At 73.7% G+C, this 17,115-nt stretch carries 14 protein-coding genes and 1 pseudogene; 5 read left to right on the top strand and 10 right to left on the bottom strand.

All coding sequences use genetic code 11. The features are described 5' to 3' along the window. Positions 1-242: 242 nt before the first annotated feature. Complete coding sequence (locus V9U70_RS05955; protein ID WP_336673402.1) at positions 243-1,145, bottom strand: ABC transporter permease; 903 nt, start codon at positions 1,143-1,145, stop codon at positions 243-245. After that, positions 1,142-3,796, bottom strand: coding sequence for an alpha/beta fold hydrolase (locus V9U70_RS05950; RefSeq protein ID WP_336673401.1), 2,655 nt, complete (start codon positions 3,794-3,796; stop codon positions 1,142-1,144). The genes V9U70_RS05955 and V9U70_RS05950 overlap by 4 nt, the downstream gene beginning before the upstream one ends. A 143-nt stretch (positions 3,797-3,939) precedes the next feature. On the opposite strand from V9U70_RS05950, the gene V9U70_RS05945 reads away from it, so the two are divergent. Beyond that, a complete protein-coding gene (locus V9U70_RS05945; protein ID WP_336673412.1) occupies positions 3,940-4,368 on the top strand; it encodes a GNAT family N-acetyltransferase in 429 nt (142 codons plus the stop codon). Between the two features lie 64 nt (positions 4,369-4,432). Here V9U70_RS05945 and V9U70_RS05940 read toward each other — a convergent pair whose 3' ends face one another. The 6 genes from V9U70_RS05940 to iolC form a co-directional block, all read right to left on the bottom strand. Further along, positions 4,433-5,053, bottom strand: a complete 621-nt coding sequence (locus V9U70_RS05940) for a DUF4291 domain-containing protein (RefSeq protein ID WP_336673400.1) — start codon at positions 5,051-5,053, stop codon at positions 4,433-4,435. Between the two features lie 150 nt (positions 5,054-5,203). After that, positions 5,204-6,706: a CoA-acylating methylmalonate-semialdehyde dehydrogenase gene (locus V9U70_RS05935; protein WP_336673399.1), complete on the bottom strand. Its 1,503-nt coding sequence runs from the start codon at positions 6,704-6,706 to the stop codon at positions 5,204-5,206. Between the two features lie 29 nt (positions 6,707-6,735). Next, positions 6,736-8,706 (bottom strand): 3D-(3,5/4)-trihydroxycyclohexane-1,2-dione acylhydrolase (decyclizing), encoded by a 1,971-nt coding sequence (iolD, locus tag V9U70_RS05930; protein WP_336673411.1) that lies wholly within the window; start codon positions 8,704-8,706, stop codon positions 6,736-6,738. Positions 8,707-8,840: 134 nt separating this feature from the next. Further along, positions 8,841-9,848 (bottom strand): 5-deoxy-glucuronate isomerase, encoded by a 1,008-nt coding sequence (gene iolB / locus V9U70_RS05925; RefSeq protein ID WP_336673398.1) that lies wholly within the window; start codon positions 9,846-9,848, stop codon positions 8,841-8,843. Next, positions 9,845-10,756 carry a Cgl0159 family (beta/alpha)8-fold protein gene (locus V9U70_RS05920; protein WP_336673397.1) on the bottom strand — a complete coding sequence of 304 codons (912 nt, stop codon included), beginning with the start codon at positions 10,754-10,756 and terminating at the stop codon, positions 9,845-9,847. The genes iolB and V9U70_RS05920 overlap by 4 nt, the downstream gene beginning before the upstream one ends. Then, positions 10,753-12,006: a 5-dehydro-2-deoxygluconokinase gene (iolC, locus tag V9U70_RS05915; RefSeq protein ID WP_336673396.1), complete on the bottom strand. Its 1,254-nt coding sequence runs from the start codon at positions 12,004-12,006 to the stop codon at positions 10,753-10,755. The genes V9U70_RS05920 and iolC overlap by 4 nt, the downstream gene beginning before the upstream one ends. A gap of 134 nt (positions 12,007-12,140) precedes the next feature. Between iolC and V9U70_RS05910 the strand changes: the two genes are divergently transcribed. Further along, positions 12,141-13,142, top strand: coding sequence for a sugar phosphate isomerase/epimerase family protein (locus V9U70_RS05910; RefSeq protein ID WP_336673395.1), 1,002 nt, complete (start codon positions 12,141-12,143; stop codon positions 13,140-13,142). A 24-nt stretch (positions 13,143-13,166) separates the two neighbouring features. On the opposite strand, the gene V9U70_RS05905 is transcribed toward V9U70_RS05910, so the two are convergent. Beyond that, the gene (locus tag V9U70_RS05905) at positions 13,167-13,700 is read right to left on the bottom strand and encodes a DinB family protein (RefSeq protein WP_336673394.1); all 534 of its coding nucleotides are present in this window, start codon (positions 13,698-13,700) and stop codon (positions 13,167-13,169) included. A gap of 298 nt (positions 13,701-13,998) precedes the next feature. On the opposite strand from V9U70_RS05905, the gene V9U70_RS05900 reads away from it, so the two are divergent. Beyond that, positions 13,999-14,190: a helix-turn-helix transcriptional regulator gene (locus V9U70_RS05900; protein WP_336673393.1), complete on the top strand. Its 192-nt coding sequence runs from the start codon at positions 13,999-14,001 to the stop codon at positions 14,188-14,190. Positions 14,191-14,203: 13 nt separating this feature from the next. Here the strand turns inward: V9U70_RS05900 and V9U70_RS05895 are convergent. Beyond that, positions 14,204-14,392: pseudogene (locus tag V9U70_RS05895) on the bottom strand (SAM-dependent methyltransferase); the annotation flags it as partial. Between the two features lie 118 nt (positions 14,393-14,510). On the opposite strand from V9U70_RS05895, the gene V9U70_RS05890 reads away from it, so the two are divergent. Both V9U70_RS05890 and V9U70_RS05885 read left to right on the top strand, forming a co-directional pair. Next, the gene (locus V9U70_RS05890) at positions 14,511-14,831 is read left to right on the top strand and encodes a heavy-metal-associated domain-containing protein (protein WP_336673392.1); all 321 of its coding nucleotides are present in this window, start codon (positions 14,511-14,513) and stop codon (positions 14,829-14,831) included. Between the two features lie 101 nt (positions 14,832-14,932). Next, positions 14,933-17,115 (top strand): heavy metal translocating P-type ATPase (locus tag V9U70_RS05885; protein WP_336673391.1); only part of this gene is annotated, 2,183 nt, incomplete at its 3' end.

Raw genomic sequence — 17,115 nt, 5'->3', positions numbered from 1 at the left:
CCGGGACGGCCGGCCGCGCCGGGCCCCCCGGACCGGGTGTCGGGACCGTGCTCCTCCGGCCGGCCGGCCACGCTGTCCCGGCCGGCCCCGCTGTGCTGACTCATCCACAACCCCCCACGTCGTCACGGCGCCCCTCGGCGCCTGTGCATGTGACGTACGGGGGCGCCCGCCGGACTCGACGAAAGCGTCGCGGAACCGTCTCGATGCGGCAACGGCGGCCCGGATTCCGGCAGAACGTCAGATCAGGACACGATGTCCTTACGACTGAACCCGCGGAAGGCCAGGGCGAAGAGGATCAGGGCGTAGGTGACCGACACGGCCGCGCCCTTGGCCATGCCGCCCCACTCCAGGTGCGGCTGGAGCGCGTCGGCCCAGGCGAACTGCCAGTGTGCGGGCAGGAATTCGCGCCAGGAGCCGAGCGCGGTGACCGCGTCCAGCACATTGCCGACGATGGTGAGCCCGACCGCGCCGCCGACCGCGCCCAGCGGCGCGTCCGTCTTCGTGGACAGCCAGAACGCCAGTCCGGCGGTGACCAGTTGGGAGACGAAGATGAAGGCCACGACGACCGCCAGGCGCGGCAGGGCGTCCCCGGCGGCCAGCGCGCCCCCGGTGGGCAGCCGCAGCGGCCCCCACCCGTAGGCCGCCGCGCCCGCCGCCAGCGCGACGAGCGGCAGCAGCACCATCGCGGCCAGACTGAAACCGAGCGCGACGACGAGCTTGCTCCACAGCAGCCGGGTCCGGGGCACCGGGGCGGCGAGCAGATAGCGCAGCGACGACCAGCTCGCCTCCGAGGCGACGGTGTCCCCGCAGAACAGGGCCACCGGCACCACGAGCAGGAAGCCGGCCGAGACGAACAGCGAGGTGGCGGCGAAGTTCGCGGCGGACTCGGTCGCCACGTCCATCAGGTTGATCCGGCTGCCGCCCCGGCCGCTGCCCTCGCCGTCCGGGCTGCCGCCGATCGCGAAGGCGATGATCAGGATGAACGGCAGCGCCGCGAGCACCCCGCCCATCAGCAGGGTGCGGCGCCGCCGCAGCTGCCGCATGGCCTCGACGCGCAGCGGCAGGGTGCGCCGGGCGCGGTAGCCGGAGGCCTCGGGGTGTTCGGCCTCCGCACGGGCCTGGGACGGCTGGGCGGGGGCGCTCATGCTGCTCCTTGGGAGATGAGGGTGAGGAAGGCGTCCTCCAGGCGGCGGTGCGGTCCGACGCCTGTGACCGGGACGTCGAGCCGGACGAGGTCGGCGACGAGCCGGGCGGGGGCAGCCCCGTCGAGGCGGACGAGCAGCCCGCGCCCGTCGCCGGTGCGGACGGCTGAGCCGACCCCGGGCAGGGCGGCGACCTTCTCCGCCAACGGCTCGGTCACCTCCTCTGCGGTGGCCACCAGGATCATGTCGCCGGAGCCGGTGATCTCGGCGACCGGACCGGCCTGGACGAGCCGGCCCCGGTCCATGACGACCAGGTGGGTGCAGGACTGCTCGACCTCCGAGAGGAGGTGGCTGGAGACGATGACGGTCCGGCCGCCCGCCGCGTACCGGATCATCACGTCCCGCATCTCGCGGATCTGCGGCGGGTCCAGCCCGTTGGTCGGCTCGTCGAGGATGAGCAGGTCCGGCAGGCCGAGCATGGCCTGGGCGATGGCGAGCCGCTGCCGCATGCCCTGGGAGTAGGTGCGTACGGCGCGGGCGAGCGCGTCGCCGAGGCCGGCGATCTCCAGGGCCTCTTCGAGGTGCGCGTCCGCTGCCGGGCGGCCGGTGGCCTGCCAGTACAAATCCAGGTTGGCACGCCCGGACAGGTGCGGCAGGAAGCCCGCGCCCTCCACGAACGCCCCGACGCGGGACAGCACGGGCGCGCCGGGCCGGATGGCCTGCCCGAAGACGCGGATCTCGCCCTCGTCGGGGGCGATGAGCCCCATGAGCATGCGCAGGGTGGTCGTCTTGCCCGCGCCGTTGGGGCCGAGCAGCCCGAGGACCTGCCCCTTCTCGACCCGGAAGGACAGGTCGCGCACCGCGTACCGGTCGGCGGACTTGGCGTACTTCTTCGACAGCCCGGTGATCCGCAGCGGTACGTCGGTGAGCGCGGGGTCCGGCGCCGGTGCGGCGGTGCGGCGGCGGGCGGTGAGCAGGAGCGCGGCCGCGATGACGAGGGCGGCGGCCGGGAGGCCCCAGGTCCACCACGGGAGCGCCGCCGGTGCGGTCTCCACGGTGGGCGCGGTGGGGACGGTCAGGGGCCCGTCGGGGGTCACGGTGTACGTGGCGGGCTCGGCCGGGGACGCGTAGCCGAGGTCGGTCGCGGAGAGGACGAGCCTCAGCCGGTGCCCCGCCTCGAACGCGTGATCCACGGCGGGCAGGGCGAGTTCGACCGGCTTGCCCTGCTGGTCGGGGGTGATCCGGTAGGGCGCGACGAGTTGGGCGGGCAGCACCTGCTGTCCGCCGTCCGGCGACACGTCGTACACCTTGCCGAAGAGCACGGCGTCACGGCCGCCGCTCGCCGTGACGTTCACCCGGACGGTGGGGGTGCCTGTGACGCGGAGCGAGGTGTCCAGCGGGGCCGACTCGAAGCGGGCGGACTGCCCCGGGAAGTCGAGGGAGAGGCCGACGCCGAGCGAGGAGAGCCGGGAGAGGCCGCCGCCGACCCCGGGCACGGCGGAGATGGCGGGCGGGGCGGCTCCGGCGGGGTTGCGGAACGTCTTCGTCCCGCCGCCGATCGCGACGGTCCGGCCACCGCTGCGCAGACCGGGGTAGGCGTCGCCGCTCGCTCCGCGCAGGAGGGCGGCGCCGTCCGTGGAGTCGACGCCTCCGGTGCGGGTGACGCGGAAGGCTGGGCCGGCGCCGGCGTCGGCGTCCTCCTTCAGATACCGGTCGAACCAGGCGCCGACCCGTCCCTGGACGCGCTCGGTCTCGCTGTCGCCGCCGTCGTGCCCGCCTGCGATCCAGTCGACGGAGACGGGCGCGCCGTTGGCGCTGATCGCCTTCTGCATGGCGTCGGCCTGACCGAGCGGGAAGAGCGAGTCGGACTGTCCCTGGACGAGGAGGGAGGGCACGTCGATGCGGTCGGCCACGGCGGAGGGCGAGCGCTCGGTGAGCAGCTCGCGGGCCTGCGCGTCGGGTTTCCCGTTGACGGCGACCCGTTCGTACATCTCGCAGAGACGTTTCTCGAACTTCTCGCAGCCGCCGCCGGTGGTGACGAAGATCCCGGCCCAGAGCTTCTTGAAGACGCCGTCGGGGAAGAGGGCGTCGGCCAGGTTCCAGTAGGTGATCACCGGGGCGATGGCGTCGACCCGGTCGTCGTGCCCGGCGGCGAGCAACGACACGGCCCCGCCGTAGGAGGCGCCGGTGAGTCCGACCCGGGGGTCGCCCTTCGCGTCCTGTTCGACCTCGGGCCGCTCCGCCAGCCAGTCGATGAGCCGGGAGACGTCCTTGACCTCGTGGGCCGGGTCGTTGAGGGAGATCTCCCCGCCGGACTCGCCGAAGCCGCGCGCCGACCACGTCAGCACCGCGTACCCGTCGGCGGCCAGCTTCTCGGCCTGGGCCCGTACGTCGTCCTTGCTGCCGCCGAAGCCGTGCCCGATGAGGACGGCGGGCCGCTCGCCGGAGCCCGGTGCGGTGAAGTACGAGGTGTCGATGGGCACCCCGTCCATCCGCAGGGTCCGGTCCTCGCGCCGCACGGTGGGCGAGCCGTCGTCGGCGACGGCGGTCCACGTGCCGCCGGCCGCGAGCACGGCGAGCGCGGCCACGACCGCGGCCCACCGGCCGCGGGCACGGGGCGGCAGGGGCCACCGTCGAGCAGTAGGGGTCTCCATCCCCCGACCCTAAACGGAGGAAGCAAACCGGTTGGGCGCCGCCAGGGGGAGGTCGACGGCCTCCCTGAGAACTACGGTCCGCCCCCGCCGTACTCCGGACGCGGTACAGAATGTTCGCAGGACCCTCGTCCCGGGAGGCCATGATGGACATTCGCCGCGCTACGACCGTCACGGAACTTCTGGCCGCCGGCCACCTCTACGACACGCCGCCCCGCGAGGACTGGGCCGCCCGCTTCCTCGCCGCGCACGGTCACGTGATGCTGATCGCGTACGTGGGCGGCGTCCCGGCGGGCTTCGTCTCGGGCATCGAGATACTGCACCCGGACAAGGGCACGGAGATGTGCCTGTACGAACTCGGCGTCGACGCGCCGCACCGCCGCCGGGGCATCGGCAGGGCCCTGACGCTGGCGCTCTTGGACATCGCCCGGGAGCGGGGGTGCTGCGGCCTGTGGGTCGGCGTGGAGGGGGACAACGAGGCGGCGCTCGCGACGTACCGGTCGGCGGGGGCGGGGGACGACGGCGGGTTCAGGATGCTGGCGTGGGAGTTCGGGGAGGGCGCCTCGGACAGGTAGAAGGGGAAAAGCTGTTCACGAGGGAGAGGCTACGGAGGCCGGGGCCCTCCGGCACTGCCGAAAGTCACATGTCCGGCGTCGGGCAACCGCCCCGCACCGGCCGGGGCGCGACGAGGTCGAGCGGTGTCTCCACCGGCAGGAGGGCGGCGGCCCTCTCCCGCTGCCCCGCCCGTACGGCATCCCGGACCTCGCGGGCGAGCGGGGTGACGTCGCGGACGGCCACGGTCCACTCGTCCGCGTACCGCCGGGCCGCCTCACCGCTCAGCCCGAGCTGGAGGGAGCGGTACGGCAGCGGCTTCAGGTCCAGGTCCCGTTCGGGGTCCCACTGGACCCGGGCGGGGGCGGTGCGCAGGCTGTCCTTCCAGGCGGCCCGGTCCGCGTGCACACCGCTGACGTAGTGGGAGAGTTCGGCGTGCGCCAGGGCCCACGCCAGGCCGCTCCGGTCGATCTCGACGGCGAGGACGACCTCCTGCCCCTCCTTCGTGCCCCACCCGCAGCGGTACATCATCCACAGGAAGCTGGGTTTGATCCACGTCATCCGGTCCCGCTTCCAGGCGTCCGGAAAGCGCCCGTCGCGCGCGGCGGGCAGACCGATGGCGGGCCGGTACGCCTGGTAGACGGTGACCGTGGAGGCGGTGTGGAGGGCGCGGATCTCGTAACGGGGCGGGACGGAGGGGGCGTTCATGGGCTCAGGATGCTGGACGCGTGCACGTCCGGGCACCTGGGTTTCCGCCGGGCGGCCGGCTCGCTCGTCCCTCCTCGCCGGGTGGGGGCCGGCGGTGGGCGCGGCGTCCTCGTGGGGGCCGGAGCCGGCGGCGCGGAGGGCGGGCGTTCCTCAGTGGTTGCGCGGGAAACCGAGGTCGACGCCCGCCGGGGCGTCGGCCGGGTCGGGCCAGCGGGTGGTGACGACCTTGCCGCGGGTGTAGAAGTGCACGCCGTCGTTGCCGTAGACGTGGTGGTCGCCGAAGAGCGAGTCCTTCCAGCCGCCGAAGGAGTGGTAGCCCACCGGGACCGGGATCGGCACGTTGACGCCGACCATGCCGGCCTCGACCTCCAGCTGGAAGCGGCGGGCCGCGCCGCCGTCACGGGTGAAGATCGCGGTGCCGTTGCCGAACGGCGAGGCGTTCACGAGGGCGACGCCGTCCTCGTAGGTGTCCACACGCAGCACGCACAGCACCGGGCCGAAGATCTCGTCCCGGTACGCGTCGGAGTCGGTGGAGACCTTGTCCAGGAGGGAGAGTCCGATCCAGTGGCCGTTTTCGAAGCCCTCGACCGTGTGGCCCGTGCCGTCGAGGACGACCTCCGCGCCCTGGGCGGCCGCGCCCGTGACGTAGGAGGCGACCTTGTCGCGGTGGGCGGCGGTGATCAGGGGGCCCATCTCGGAGGCGGGGTCGTGGCCGGGGCCGATCGTGATCTTCTCGGCGCGCTCGCGGATCTTCGCGACCAGCTCGTCGCCGATCGCGCCGACCGCGACGACGGCGGAGATCGCCATGCAGCGCTCGCCGGCGGACCCGTACGCCGCCGACACGGCCGCGTCGGCCGCCGCGTCCAGGTCGGCGTCCGGGAGGACGAGCATGTGGTTCTTCGCGCCGCCGAGCGCCTGGACGCGCTTGCCGTTGGCGGAGGCCGTGGTGTGGATGTGGCGGGCGATGGGGGTGGACCCGACGAAGGAGACGGCGGCCACGTCGGGATGGTCGAGCAGCGCGTCGACCGCGGCCTTGTCGCCGTGCAGGACGTTGAGGACACCGTCCGGAAGGCCCGCTTCCGATGCCAGCCCGGCCAGCAGGTTGGCGGCCGAGGGGTCCTTCTCGCTCGGCTTCAGCACGAACGTGTTGCCGCACGCGATGGCCAGCGGGAACATCCACATCGGCACCATGGCGGGGAAGTTGAACGGGGTGATGCCGACGACCACGCCGAGGGGCTGGCGGATGGAGGCCACGTCGACCCGGCTGGAGACCTGGGTGGACAGCTCGCCCTTGAGCTGGGCGGTGATCCCGCACGCCAGCTCGACGATCTCCAGGCCCCGGGCGACCTCGCCCAGCGCGTCCGCGTGCACCTTGCCGTGCTCGGCGGTGATCAGCGCGGCGACCTCGTCGCGGTGGGCGTCCAGCAGTGCGCGGTAGCGGAAGAGGACCGCGGTGCGCTGGGCCAGGGAGGACGTGCCCCAGGTGGCGTACGCGGCCTTCGCCGCCGCCACGGCCGCGTCGGCCTCCGCCGCGGAGGCCAGCGCCACCCGCGTGGTGACCTCGCCGGTGGCCGGGTCCGTGACCGGGCCGTACGCGCCCGACGTGCCCTCCACCGTCCTGCCGCCGATCCAGTGGTTGACGGTCTTCGTCATGACGTGCTCCTTCAGGCTTCGGACGGGCTTCAGAGGTGGCGGCGCCGGGCGGCGGCCTGCCGGTCGTACTCCTCCCGGGCCTTCACCGCCGCCGGCCGTCTCGCGGTCTCGGCCACCGGCACATCCCACCACGCCTGTGCCGGAGGGGGGCCCGACACTGTGTCGGGCGTTTCGGTCTCGACGTAGACACAAGTGGGGCCGTCGGCGACGCGGGCCTCTGCGAGGGCTTCGCGCAGGTCGCCGACGGTCGCGGCACGCAGTACGCGCATGCCGAGGGAGGCCGCGTTGGCGGCCAGGTCGACGGGGAGCGGCGCCCCGGTGAAGCCGCCCTCGGCGTCCCGTCGGCGGTAGGCCGTGCCGAAGCGCTCGCCGCCGACCGACTCGGAGAGGCCGCCGATGGAGGCGTATCCGTGGTTCTGGAGGACGACCAGTCTGAGTGGCAGGTTCTCCTGGACGGCGGTGACGATCTCGGTGGGGTTCATCAGATACGTGCCGTCGCCGACGAGCGCCCAGACCGGGCGGCCGTCTCCGCCTTCTCCGCCGTCTCCGCCTTCTCCGCCCGGCCCGTCCTTGCCGCCCGGCCCGGCGGCGAGGAGGACTCCGATCGCTGCCGGGATCTCGTAGCCCATGCAGGAGTAGCCGTATTCGACGTGGTACTGGTCGCGGGATCGGGTCCGCCAGAGCTTGTGCAGGTCGCCCGGGAGCGAGCCGGCGGCGTTGACCAGGATGTCGTCCTCGGTGACCAGGGCGTCGAGCAGGCCGAGTACCTGGGTCTGGGTGGGGCGCGCATCGGGGTCGGGGGTGGCGAAGGACGCATCGACGCGTTCTTCCCACGCCTCCTTCGCGCCGGTGTACTCCGTCTCGTACGCCGGGTCGACCCGGTAGCGCCGTCCGGCGAGGGCCTCCGAGAGCGCCTCCAGCCCCGTGCGGGCGTCGGCGACCAGCGGGAGGGCGGCCAGCTTGTGGGCGTCGAAGGCGGTGATGTTGAGGTTGAGGAAGCGGACGGCCGGGTCGGCGAAGAGGGTGCCGGACGCGGTGGTGAAGTCGGAGTAGCGGGTGCCGACGCCGATCACCAGGTCGGCGGTGCGGGCCAGGTCGTCGGCGGTCGCGGTACCGGTGTGGCCGATGCCGCCGACGTCGGCCGGGTGGTCGTGGCGCAGCGCCCCCTTGCCCGCCTGCGTGGAGGCGACGGGAATCCGGGTCGCGGCGGCGAACGCGGCGAGGGTCTCCTCCGCGGCGCTGTGGCGGACCCCGCCGCCCGCGACGATCAGGGGGCGGCGGGCGGAGCGCACCGCCCGTACCGCCGCCTCCAGTTCGTGTGCGTCGGGCGCGGGCCTGCGGACGTGCCAGTCGCGCTCGGCGAAGAACTCCTCCGGCCAGTCGTACGCCTCCGCCTGGACGTCCTGCGGAAGCGCGAGCGTGACCGCCCCGGTCTCGGCGGGATCGGCGAGGGTCCGCATCGCCTGGAGCGCGGCCGGGATCAGCGCCTGGGGCCGGGTGATCCGGTCGAAGTAGCGTGAGACGGGGCGCAGGCAGTCGTTGACCGACACGTCGCCCGCGTACGGCACTTCGAGTTGCTGGAGCACGGGATCTGCGGGCCGGGTCGCGAACGTGTCGCCGGGCAGCAGCAGGACGGGCAGGCGGTTGATCGTGGCGAGGGCGGCCCCGGTGACGAGGTTGGTGGCCCCCGGCCCGATGGACGTGGTCACCGCGTGGGCCGAGAGCCGGCCCGACTGACGGGCGTACCCCACGGCCGCGTGCACCATGGCCTGTTCGTTGCGGCCCTGGAGATACGGCATGCGGTGCGTGGTCCCGCCCCCGGCCTCCACGAGTGCCTGGCCGATCCCGGCGACGTTGCCGTGGCCGAAGATCCCCCAGGTGGCGCTGATGAGCCGCTGTCGACGGCCGTCGCGCACGGTGTGCTGCCGGGCCAGGAAGGCGACCAGGGCCTGGGCCGTGGTCAGGCGGCGGGTGCGGGAGGACGGCGGGCGCGGGGGCACGGGGCAGTTCGCGGGACGCGGCGCGTCCGCCTCGTGCGCGGGGCTCTGCGCGCCCGGCTCGTGCGCGGGGCGGGCCGTGTCCGGGGCGTGCGCGGGGCTGCTCTTCTGCGGGCGGCTCGCGGGACTCGTCGGGCTCAAGGCGTTACCTCCGGGCCGGGCGACGGATGCGCCGTGTACAGCGGGAGTCTGGCGTCGACCGGCTCGTGCGGCCAGGTGTCACGGACCCATCGGTGGTCGGGGTGGTCGCGGATCAGCCAGGCCCGCTCCTCCCCCGGCCCCGCCATCACGTTCAGGTAGTACAGCGTCCGGCCGGGCGGGGCGATGGACGGGCCGTGCCAGCCGTCGGGGATGAGGACGGCGTCACCGCTGCGCACCTCGGCGAGGACGTCCGTACCGCCGTCGTGGGACGGGGAGACCCGGTGGTAGCCGAGTCCGTCGTCCGCGACCTCGAAGTAGTAGATCTCCTCCAGCTCGCACTCCTCGCCCGGAACGTGCTCGTCGTGCTTGTGCGGCGGGTACGAGGACCAGTTGCCGCCCGGGGTGAGGACCTCGACGGCGATGAGGCGGTCGCAGTCGAAGGTGTCGGCGGCGGCGAAGTTGTTCACCTGGCGCGAGCAGACACCGGAGCCGCGCAGCTCGACGGGTACCTCCGGCGCGGGGCCGTAGCGAGCGGGGAGTCGTCGCTCGCACTTCGCTCCTGCCAGGGCGAAGCGGCCTCCAGCGCCGGAGGCGATCTGTGCATGGGCGTCGCGGGGGAGGTACGCGAAGTCGGAGACCCCGCTGAACACGCTTTCCCGGCCCAGCAGTTCAAAGGTCCCACCTGCTGTACGCACCGTACAGCCACCGGTCAACGGCAGGACGATCCATTCGCTCCCGCCGGTGACTAGCGTGTGAACACCACCGGGCTCCAGCTCCAGCACCCGCAGAGCGGAACGGTCCCAGCCGGCTCTTCCGGGGTCCACGTCGAGTGCGTAGGGGCCGCGTGCGGCGGTGCCGGCGGGCAGGTGGTGGCGGCTGCCGGCGCGGGGCCCGCCGCCGGGGCCGCCGCGGCGCGGGGGCGGGTGCGAGGAGGCGTGCGGAGGCGGGCCCGGGCGCGTGTCCTGCGGCACGCCCTGCGGCGTGTCCGGGTGGGGCGTCGTCATGCCCCCTCCCTACCCTTTCCCAACAGCGATACGGCGGTGTCGACGGCGCGCGTCACGTCCCCGTCGACCGGGTAGAGCAGCGAGCGCCCCACGACCAGGCCCCGCACGGTGGGCAGTGCCAGCGCGGCGCGCCACTTCTCGTAGGCGGCGTCCGGGTCGCCGCCGACCTCACCGCCCAGCAGGACGGCGGGCAGCGTGGAGCTCTCCATCACCCGGCCCATGGCCCCGGGGTCCTGGGTGACGGGGACCTTCAGCCAGGTGTACGCCGATGTCCCGGCCAGGCCCGACGCGATGGCGATGGAGGTGGCCACGGCGCTGGCCCCGAGATCGTTGCGCAGGACGCCGCCCACCCGGCGGCAGAGGAAGGGTTCGACGAAGACCGGCAGCCGGTGCGCGGCCATCGCGTCGATGGTCCGGGCGGCGGTGTGCAGGGTGTCCAGCGAACGCGGGTCGTCGTGGTCGATGCGCAGCAGCAGCTTCCCCGCGTCGAACCCGTGGCGGGCCAGGTCGTCGGGGCGGTGGCCGGTGAACCGGTCGTCGAGCTCGAACGCCGCACCGGCCAGTCCGCCGCGGTTCATCGATCCCATGACGACCTTGTTCTCCAGGGCCCCCAGGAGAAGGAGGTCGTCCAGGACGTCGGCGGACGCGAGGACTCCGTCGACGCCGGGGCGGGAGAGGGCGAGGCGGAGCCGTTCCAGCAGCTCGAAGCGGTTGGCCATGGCGAGGGCCCGGTCCCCCACGGCGAGGGCCCCGCGCGCGGGGTGATCGGCCGCGACGATCATCAGCCGGTCGCCGGTGTGACGGATCAGCGGGCGGCGGCGGCGCCGCGCGGCTGCCTCTGCGACGGCTTCCGGGTGCTCGGCGCGCAGCCGGACGAGGTCGGCGAGGGAGGGGGCGGCCGGCCTCACGGTCCCGCTCCGCTCCCACCGGCCCCCCGGCGGCCGGGCCCGGCCGGAGAGCCCGGGCCGTCGCCGGCCGGGGCGCCGGGGGCGGTGCCGTCCGGAGAGCCGGGGCCGGGATCGGCTGTGGCGCTCGGATCGGCCGGGCCGTCCGGGCCGGCCGCAGCATGGAGGCGGCCCTTTGGCGCGCAGGGCCCCGCCGCCGCACCGGCACCGGGTTCTTGCGGGGCGCGGGGCCCCTCCACAGCGCCGGGAGCCGCCGTCACCGCTCCGGCCGCGAGCGCCTGTTCGACCTCGTCGGGGAACGGCATCGCGGACGAGCAGGCGAGCCGGGAGGCGACGAGGGCGCCGGCCGCGTTCGCGTACCGCACAATGCGGTCGAGCGGCCACTTTGCGAGCAGCCCGTGGCAGAGCGCACCCCCGAACGCGTCCCCCGCGCCGAGGCCGTTGACCACCTCGACCGGCAGCGGCGGCACGTCGGCGGTGGCGCCGTCGCGGTGGACGGCGAGCACACCCGCGGGGCCCTGTTTGACGACGGCGAGCTCCACCCCGGCGGCGAGGAGGGCGCGGGCCGCCGCGTACGGTTCGCGCTCGCCGGTCGCGATGGCGCACTCGTCGACGTTGCCGACGGCGACGGTCGCGTGGGCCAGCGCCTCGCGGTACCGGGCGGGCGCCTGCGTGCTGTCCTCGCCCCCGTCCCAGAACATGGGCCGCCAGTCCAGGTCGAAGACGGTCGCCGTACGCGGCGCCCCCGCCGGACCGGTGGTGCGCCCGGCGTTCGCGCTGCGCGCGCGGAGCGCGGCCATCGTGGCGGAGCAGCTGGGCTCGGCGCTGAGTCCGGTGCCCGTCATCCAGAAGATCCGTGCGTCGGCCACCGCGTCGAGGTCGAGTTCCGGAGGGTGGATCTCCAGATCGGGCGCTCGGGGCTGCCGGTAGAAGTAGAGCGGGAAGTCGTCCGGGGGGAAGACCTCGCAGAACGTGACCGGCGTCGGGTACTCCCGTACGGGCGTCACCCACCGGTCGTCGACGCCGAACCGTCGCAGCTCCTCGTGGAGATACGCGCCGAAGGGGTCCTGTCCCGTACGGCTGATCAGCGCCGTCCGCCGCCCCAGCCGGGCCGCAGCCACCGCGACGTTCGCCGGGGAGCCCCCGAGGAACTTGCCGAAGGTCTCGACCCGGGCGAGGGGCACCCCGATCTCCAGCGGGTAGAGATCCACCCCCATCCGCCCCAGGGTGATCACGTCGTACGGCTCAGGCATACGCATCCCTTCGACCCGCCGGCGGCCGGCTGGTCCCCAGGTCTAGCCCTCCCCCGGGAGCCCTGTCAACATTTTGTCCGGACATTCGGACGAAGTCTTGACACTCTTCCGCGCGGGCCGCGAGGCTGGGCGATATGGCACCCTCCGCCCGTTCCTCACGCCGCATCCGCATCGGTTCGGCACCCGACTCCTGGGGAGTGTGGTTCCCCGACGACCCGCGCCAAGTGCCCTGGCAGCGCTTCCTCGACGAGGTGGCGGAGGCCGGCTACGCGTGGATCGAGCTCGGCCCGTACGGCTACCTGCCGACCGACCCCGCCCGGCTGGCCGAGGAGACCGGCAGGCGGGGGCTCGCCGTCTCGGCCGGCACGGTCTTCACCGGACTGCACCACGGCCCGGGCGTCTGGGACCGGACCTGGGCGCATGTCGCGGACATCGCCGAGCTGACCCGGTCCATGGGGGCCGAGCACCTGGTCGTCATCCCCTCCTTCTGGCGCGACGACAAGACGGGTGAGGTGCTGGAGGACCGCACGCTCACCCCCGCCCAGTGGCGCGACCTGACCGCGCAGACCGAGCGGCTGGGCCGGGAGGTCCGCGAGCGCTACGGGCTCCGGATCGTCGTCCACCCGCACGCCGACACCCATATCGACAACGAGGAGAACGTCAACCGCTTCCTCGACGCCACCGACCCGGACCTGGTCTCGCTCTGCCTGGACACCGGGCACTACGCCTACTGCGGGGGCGACAGCGTCAAGCTCATCGAGACCTACGGGGAGCGCATCGGCTATCTCCACCTCAAGCAGGTCGATCCGGAGATCCTGGCGACGGTGGTGGCCGACGAGGTGCCCTTCGGCCCGGCGGTGGCCAGGGGCGTGATGTGCGAACCACCCGGCGGCATCCCCGCCCTGGAACCGGTCCTGGACGCGGCGCGCGCCCTGGACGTCGACCTGTTCGCCATCGTGGAGCAGGACATGTATCCGTGCCCGCCGGACAAGCCGCTGCCCATCGCCCGCCGCACCCGCGCGTTCCTCCGCTCCTGCGGAACGCCCGGGGCCACCGGCGCACCGGGCCCGTCGGGCGCCCCTGCCACACCCGGCAACTCCGGCACGTCCGGCGCGGGGGCGCACCTCGAGCGGTGAGAGCCGGTCACCGGGGCGGACGCGTCAGACCCCCGTGCGTCCGTCGACGCGTTCGCGGATCAGGTCGGCGTGGCCGCAGTGCCGGGCGTACTCGCCGATCATGTGCGTGTAGATCCAGCGCAGCGTCACCTGCCCGCCCATGAACGGACTGGTGTCGTCGAGCGCGCGGGTCGCGCAGTTCTGACGGGCCCGGTCCACCTCGGCCTGCCACCGCGCCATCGCCGTCTCACCCGTGGAGTCCTCCGCGAGCCCGAACCCGCCGTCGTGCCCGCCCTCCCCGGCCTCCGGGGACTCGGCGCCGCCGGCCGCGGCGTAGACCGGCGAGGCGTCCTCCTGCGCGAGCACCCGGCGAAACCAGTTGCGCTCGACCTCCGCCAGATGCTGGAGCAGTCCGAGCAGTGTGATCGGCGAAGGAGCGACGGACGCCTCCCGAAGCCGCCGGTCGGACAGGCCCTCGCACTTCTGGGCCAGGGTGGTGCGGTAGAAGTCGAGCCAGCTCTCCAGCGAGGTGCGTTCGTCGGCTACCGGCGGGGGCATCGGGCGGTCGAAGGTGCTCATGCCCGCCATCGTGGCACCCGGGACTGACAACCGCCGCGGGCCGCGAACCCGGCGACCGTTCGCCCTTTCTGCACGGCGGTAACCGTTTCGCCACACATATCTCCGGTACGTGCGCCTTTCGTCACAGCCGGCCGACAACCCCGTCCCGTCGGCGGTCCGGGGTCGTTCAGCCGGGCACAAGGCGAGTGATCGCCGTCTCGCGCTCCACGCCTCCTGAAGGAGGGCCCCTCGGCCGCCGCTGCGGAGCGTCGCGGAGCAGAGAAGAAGAGAAGAAGAGAGCGCAGGGAGGTCGCCACTGATGACGGACGGAACACTCTGGTCCTACAAGGACATCGCCGCGCACATCCAGGTCCAGCCGGACACCGTGCGCTCCTACCGCAAGCACGGACTGCTGCCCCCGCCCGACCAGGTGGAGAACGGCAAGCCCTACTGGTACCCGGACACGGTGCGCGCCTGGGTCGCCTCCCGCCCCCGCAACCGGGCCCGCTGACGCCCCGCCCGGCTCAGGGAGTCCGAGCGCCCGCGCGGAACAGGGCGGTCCAGAGGAACCGCTCCCCGAACCACGGGGAATCCGGCGACTGTTCGCGCATCCGGCGCACCTCGACCTCCGTCAGGCCGGAGAAGACCCGCCGCAGCGCCTCGGGCGTGTAGGCGAGCCCGCCGTGCAGGCAGCCTGTCCGGTAGAGGTCCGACCCGCCGAGATGCATTGATACCCCCTAGGGGTATAGCATGGACGCAGGGTGCCACGGAGCTCCCCACGACCCCGTGTGCCCCGCACCGCTGAAACGTGTCCGCGAAGAGGAGAACGTCATGACCGCCGAGACCGAGACCCCCCAGTCCACCGGCTCCTGCTGCACACCCGCCGGGTCCAGCCACGACGGGGCGGCCGGCGTGGAGACCGGGCAGACCGACTCAGTCACCACCGTGTACGAGGTCACGGGCATGACCTGCGGCCACTGTGAAGGCGCGGTCGTGGAGGAGGTCTCCGAGATCGCGGGCGTGACCTCGGTCGAGGCCGTTGCCTCCACCGGCCTGGTCACCGTCACGTCCAAGGCCCCGGTCACCGACGAGGCCGTCCGCGCCGCCGTCGACGAGGCCGGGTACGAGCTCGTCGGCCGCCGGGCCGCCTGAGACCCGAGCCGCCGTCGCACCGCCCCGTTCGCGGCCGGGCCGGCCCCACCGGTCGATACTGGTGGGGTACGGCCCGACCTGCGTCACCCAGGAGTTCGGACATGGTCAGCACAGCCGCAGCCGAGAACCCGGCCGCCGACGCCTCCGAGGCCGAGCTCGTGATCGGCGGGATGACCTGCGCCTCGTGCGCCGCCCGCGTCGAGAAGAAGCTCAACCGGATGGACGGCGTCACCGCCACGGTGAACTACGCGACCGAGAAGGCCCGCGTCACCTTCGGCGGCGGGCTGGAGGTGACGGACCTCGTCGCGACGGTCGAGAGGACCGGCTACACGGCCCGCCCCGTCGCCACGCCGCCGACCCGCGGGGCCGCGGCGGTGAAAGCCGCCCCCGGAACCGCGCCCGGCCCCGACCGAGCCGCCGCGGAGCCGTACACCGCCGACACGGGGGCCGGCCCCGGTACGCGCGCGGGAGGCCCCCCGGACGCGCCCCCGGACGCGGCCGCGGCCTCCCCGGCGGACGTCGGCCCCGACGCGGACGCCACCGCCCACTCCTCCGCAGTGGAACAGACCGCCGCCCTCGCCGCGCTCAGGCAGCGCTTCGTCGTCTCGGCCGTGCTCGCCGCCCCCGTGGTGCTGCTCGCCATGGTCCCGGCCCTCCAGTTCGACTCCTGGCAGTGGCTGAGCCTCACCCTGGCCGCGCCCGTCGTCGTCTGGGGCGGTCTGCCGTTCCACCGCGCCGCCTGGGCCAACCTGCGGCACGGTGCGGCCACCATGGACACGCTGGTCTCGCTGGGCACGCTCGCCGCCTTCGGCTGGTCGCTGTGGGCCCTGTTCCTCGGCGACGCGGGAATGCCCGGCATGCGGCACGGCTTCGACCTGACCGTCTCGCGCGCCGATGCCGCGTCCGCGCTCTACCTGGAGGTGGCGGCGGGTGTCATCACGTTCATCCTGCTGGGCCGCTGGCTGGAAGCGCGCGCGAAGCGGAAGGCCGGGGCGGCGCTGAGGGCGCTGATGCATTTGGGCGCCAAGGACGTCGCCGTCCTCACGGACGCCGGCGAGGTCCGCGTCCCCGCGAGCAGGCTCGCCGTCGGGGACCGTTTCGTCGTGCGGCCGGGGGAGAAGATCGCGACGGACGGGACCGTCATCGAGGGCGCCTCCGCCGTCGACGCCTCCCTCCTCACCGGCGAATCCACCCCCATCGAGGTCACCACCGGCGACACCGTCACCGGAGCCACCCTCAACACCGGCGGACGCCTCCTCGTCCAAGCCACCCGCATCGGCGCCGACACCCAACTCGCCCGCATCACCCACCTCGTCGAAGAAGCCCAGAACGGCAAAGCCGCCGCCCAACGCCTCGCCGACCGCATCTCCGCCGTCTTCGTCCCCCTCGTCATCACCCTCGCCCTCACCACCCTCACCCTCTGGCTCGCCAACGGCTCCGGCCCCACCCCCGCCTTCACCGCCGCCGTCGCCGTCCTGATCATCGCCTGCCCCTGCGCCCTCGGCCTCGCAACCCCCACCGCCCTCATGGTCGGCACCGGCCGCGGCGCCCAACTCGGCATCCTCATCAAAGGCCCCGAAACCCTCGAAAACACCCGCACCACCGACACCATCCTCCTCGACAAAACCGGCACCATCACCACCGGCCACATGACCCTCCACACCACCCACACCACCCCCACCACCACCCCCCACCACGCCCTCCACCTCGCCGGAGCCCTCGAAAACGCCTCAGAACACCCCATCGCCCAAGCCATCACCACCGCCGCCACCACCCACACCACCACCCCCCTCCCCACCCCCCACCACTTCACCAACCTCCCCGGCCTCGGCGTCCACGGCACCATCGACGGCCACACCGTCCTCGTCGGACGCCCCCACCTCCTCACGGAATGGGACATCCCCCTCCCACCCGAACTGTCCACGGCGAAGGACACCGCAGAGGCCGCCGGCCGCACCGCCGTCGCCGTCGCCTGGGACGGCGAGGCCCGCGCGGTCCTGGAGATCGCCGACGCGGTGAAGGACACCAGCGCCGAGGCCGTCCGCCGCCTCCGTGCTCTCGGTCTGACCCCGATCCTCCTCACCGGCGACAACCGGGCGGTCGCGGAGAGCGTCGCCGCCGAGGTCGGCATCGACGAGGTCCACGCGGAGGTCATGCCGCAGGACAAAGTCGACGTCGTCAAGCGCCTCCAGGCCGAGGGCAGGGTCGTCGCCATGGTCGGCGACGGCGTCAACGACGCCGCCGCCCTCGCCCAGGCCGACCTCGGTCTGGCCATGGGCACCGG

It is taken from the genome of Streptomyces pratensis (assembly GCF_037137275.1).
Lineage (GTDB): Bacteria > Actinomycetota > Actinomycetes > Streptomycetales > Streptomycetaceae > Streptomyces > Streptomyces pratensis_B.
Note: the sequence above shows the minus strand (reverse complement) of the source record. Positions and strands in the feature narration are given on the sequence as shown.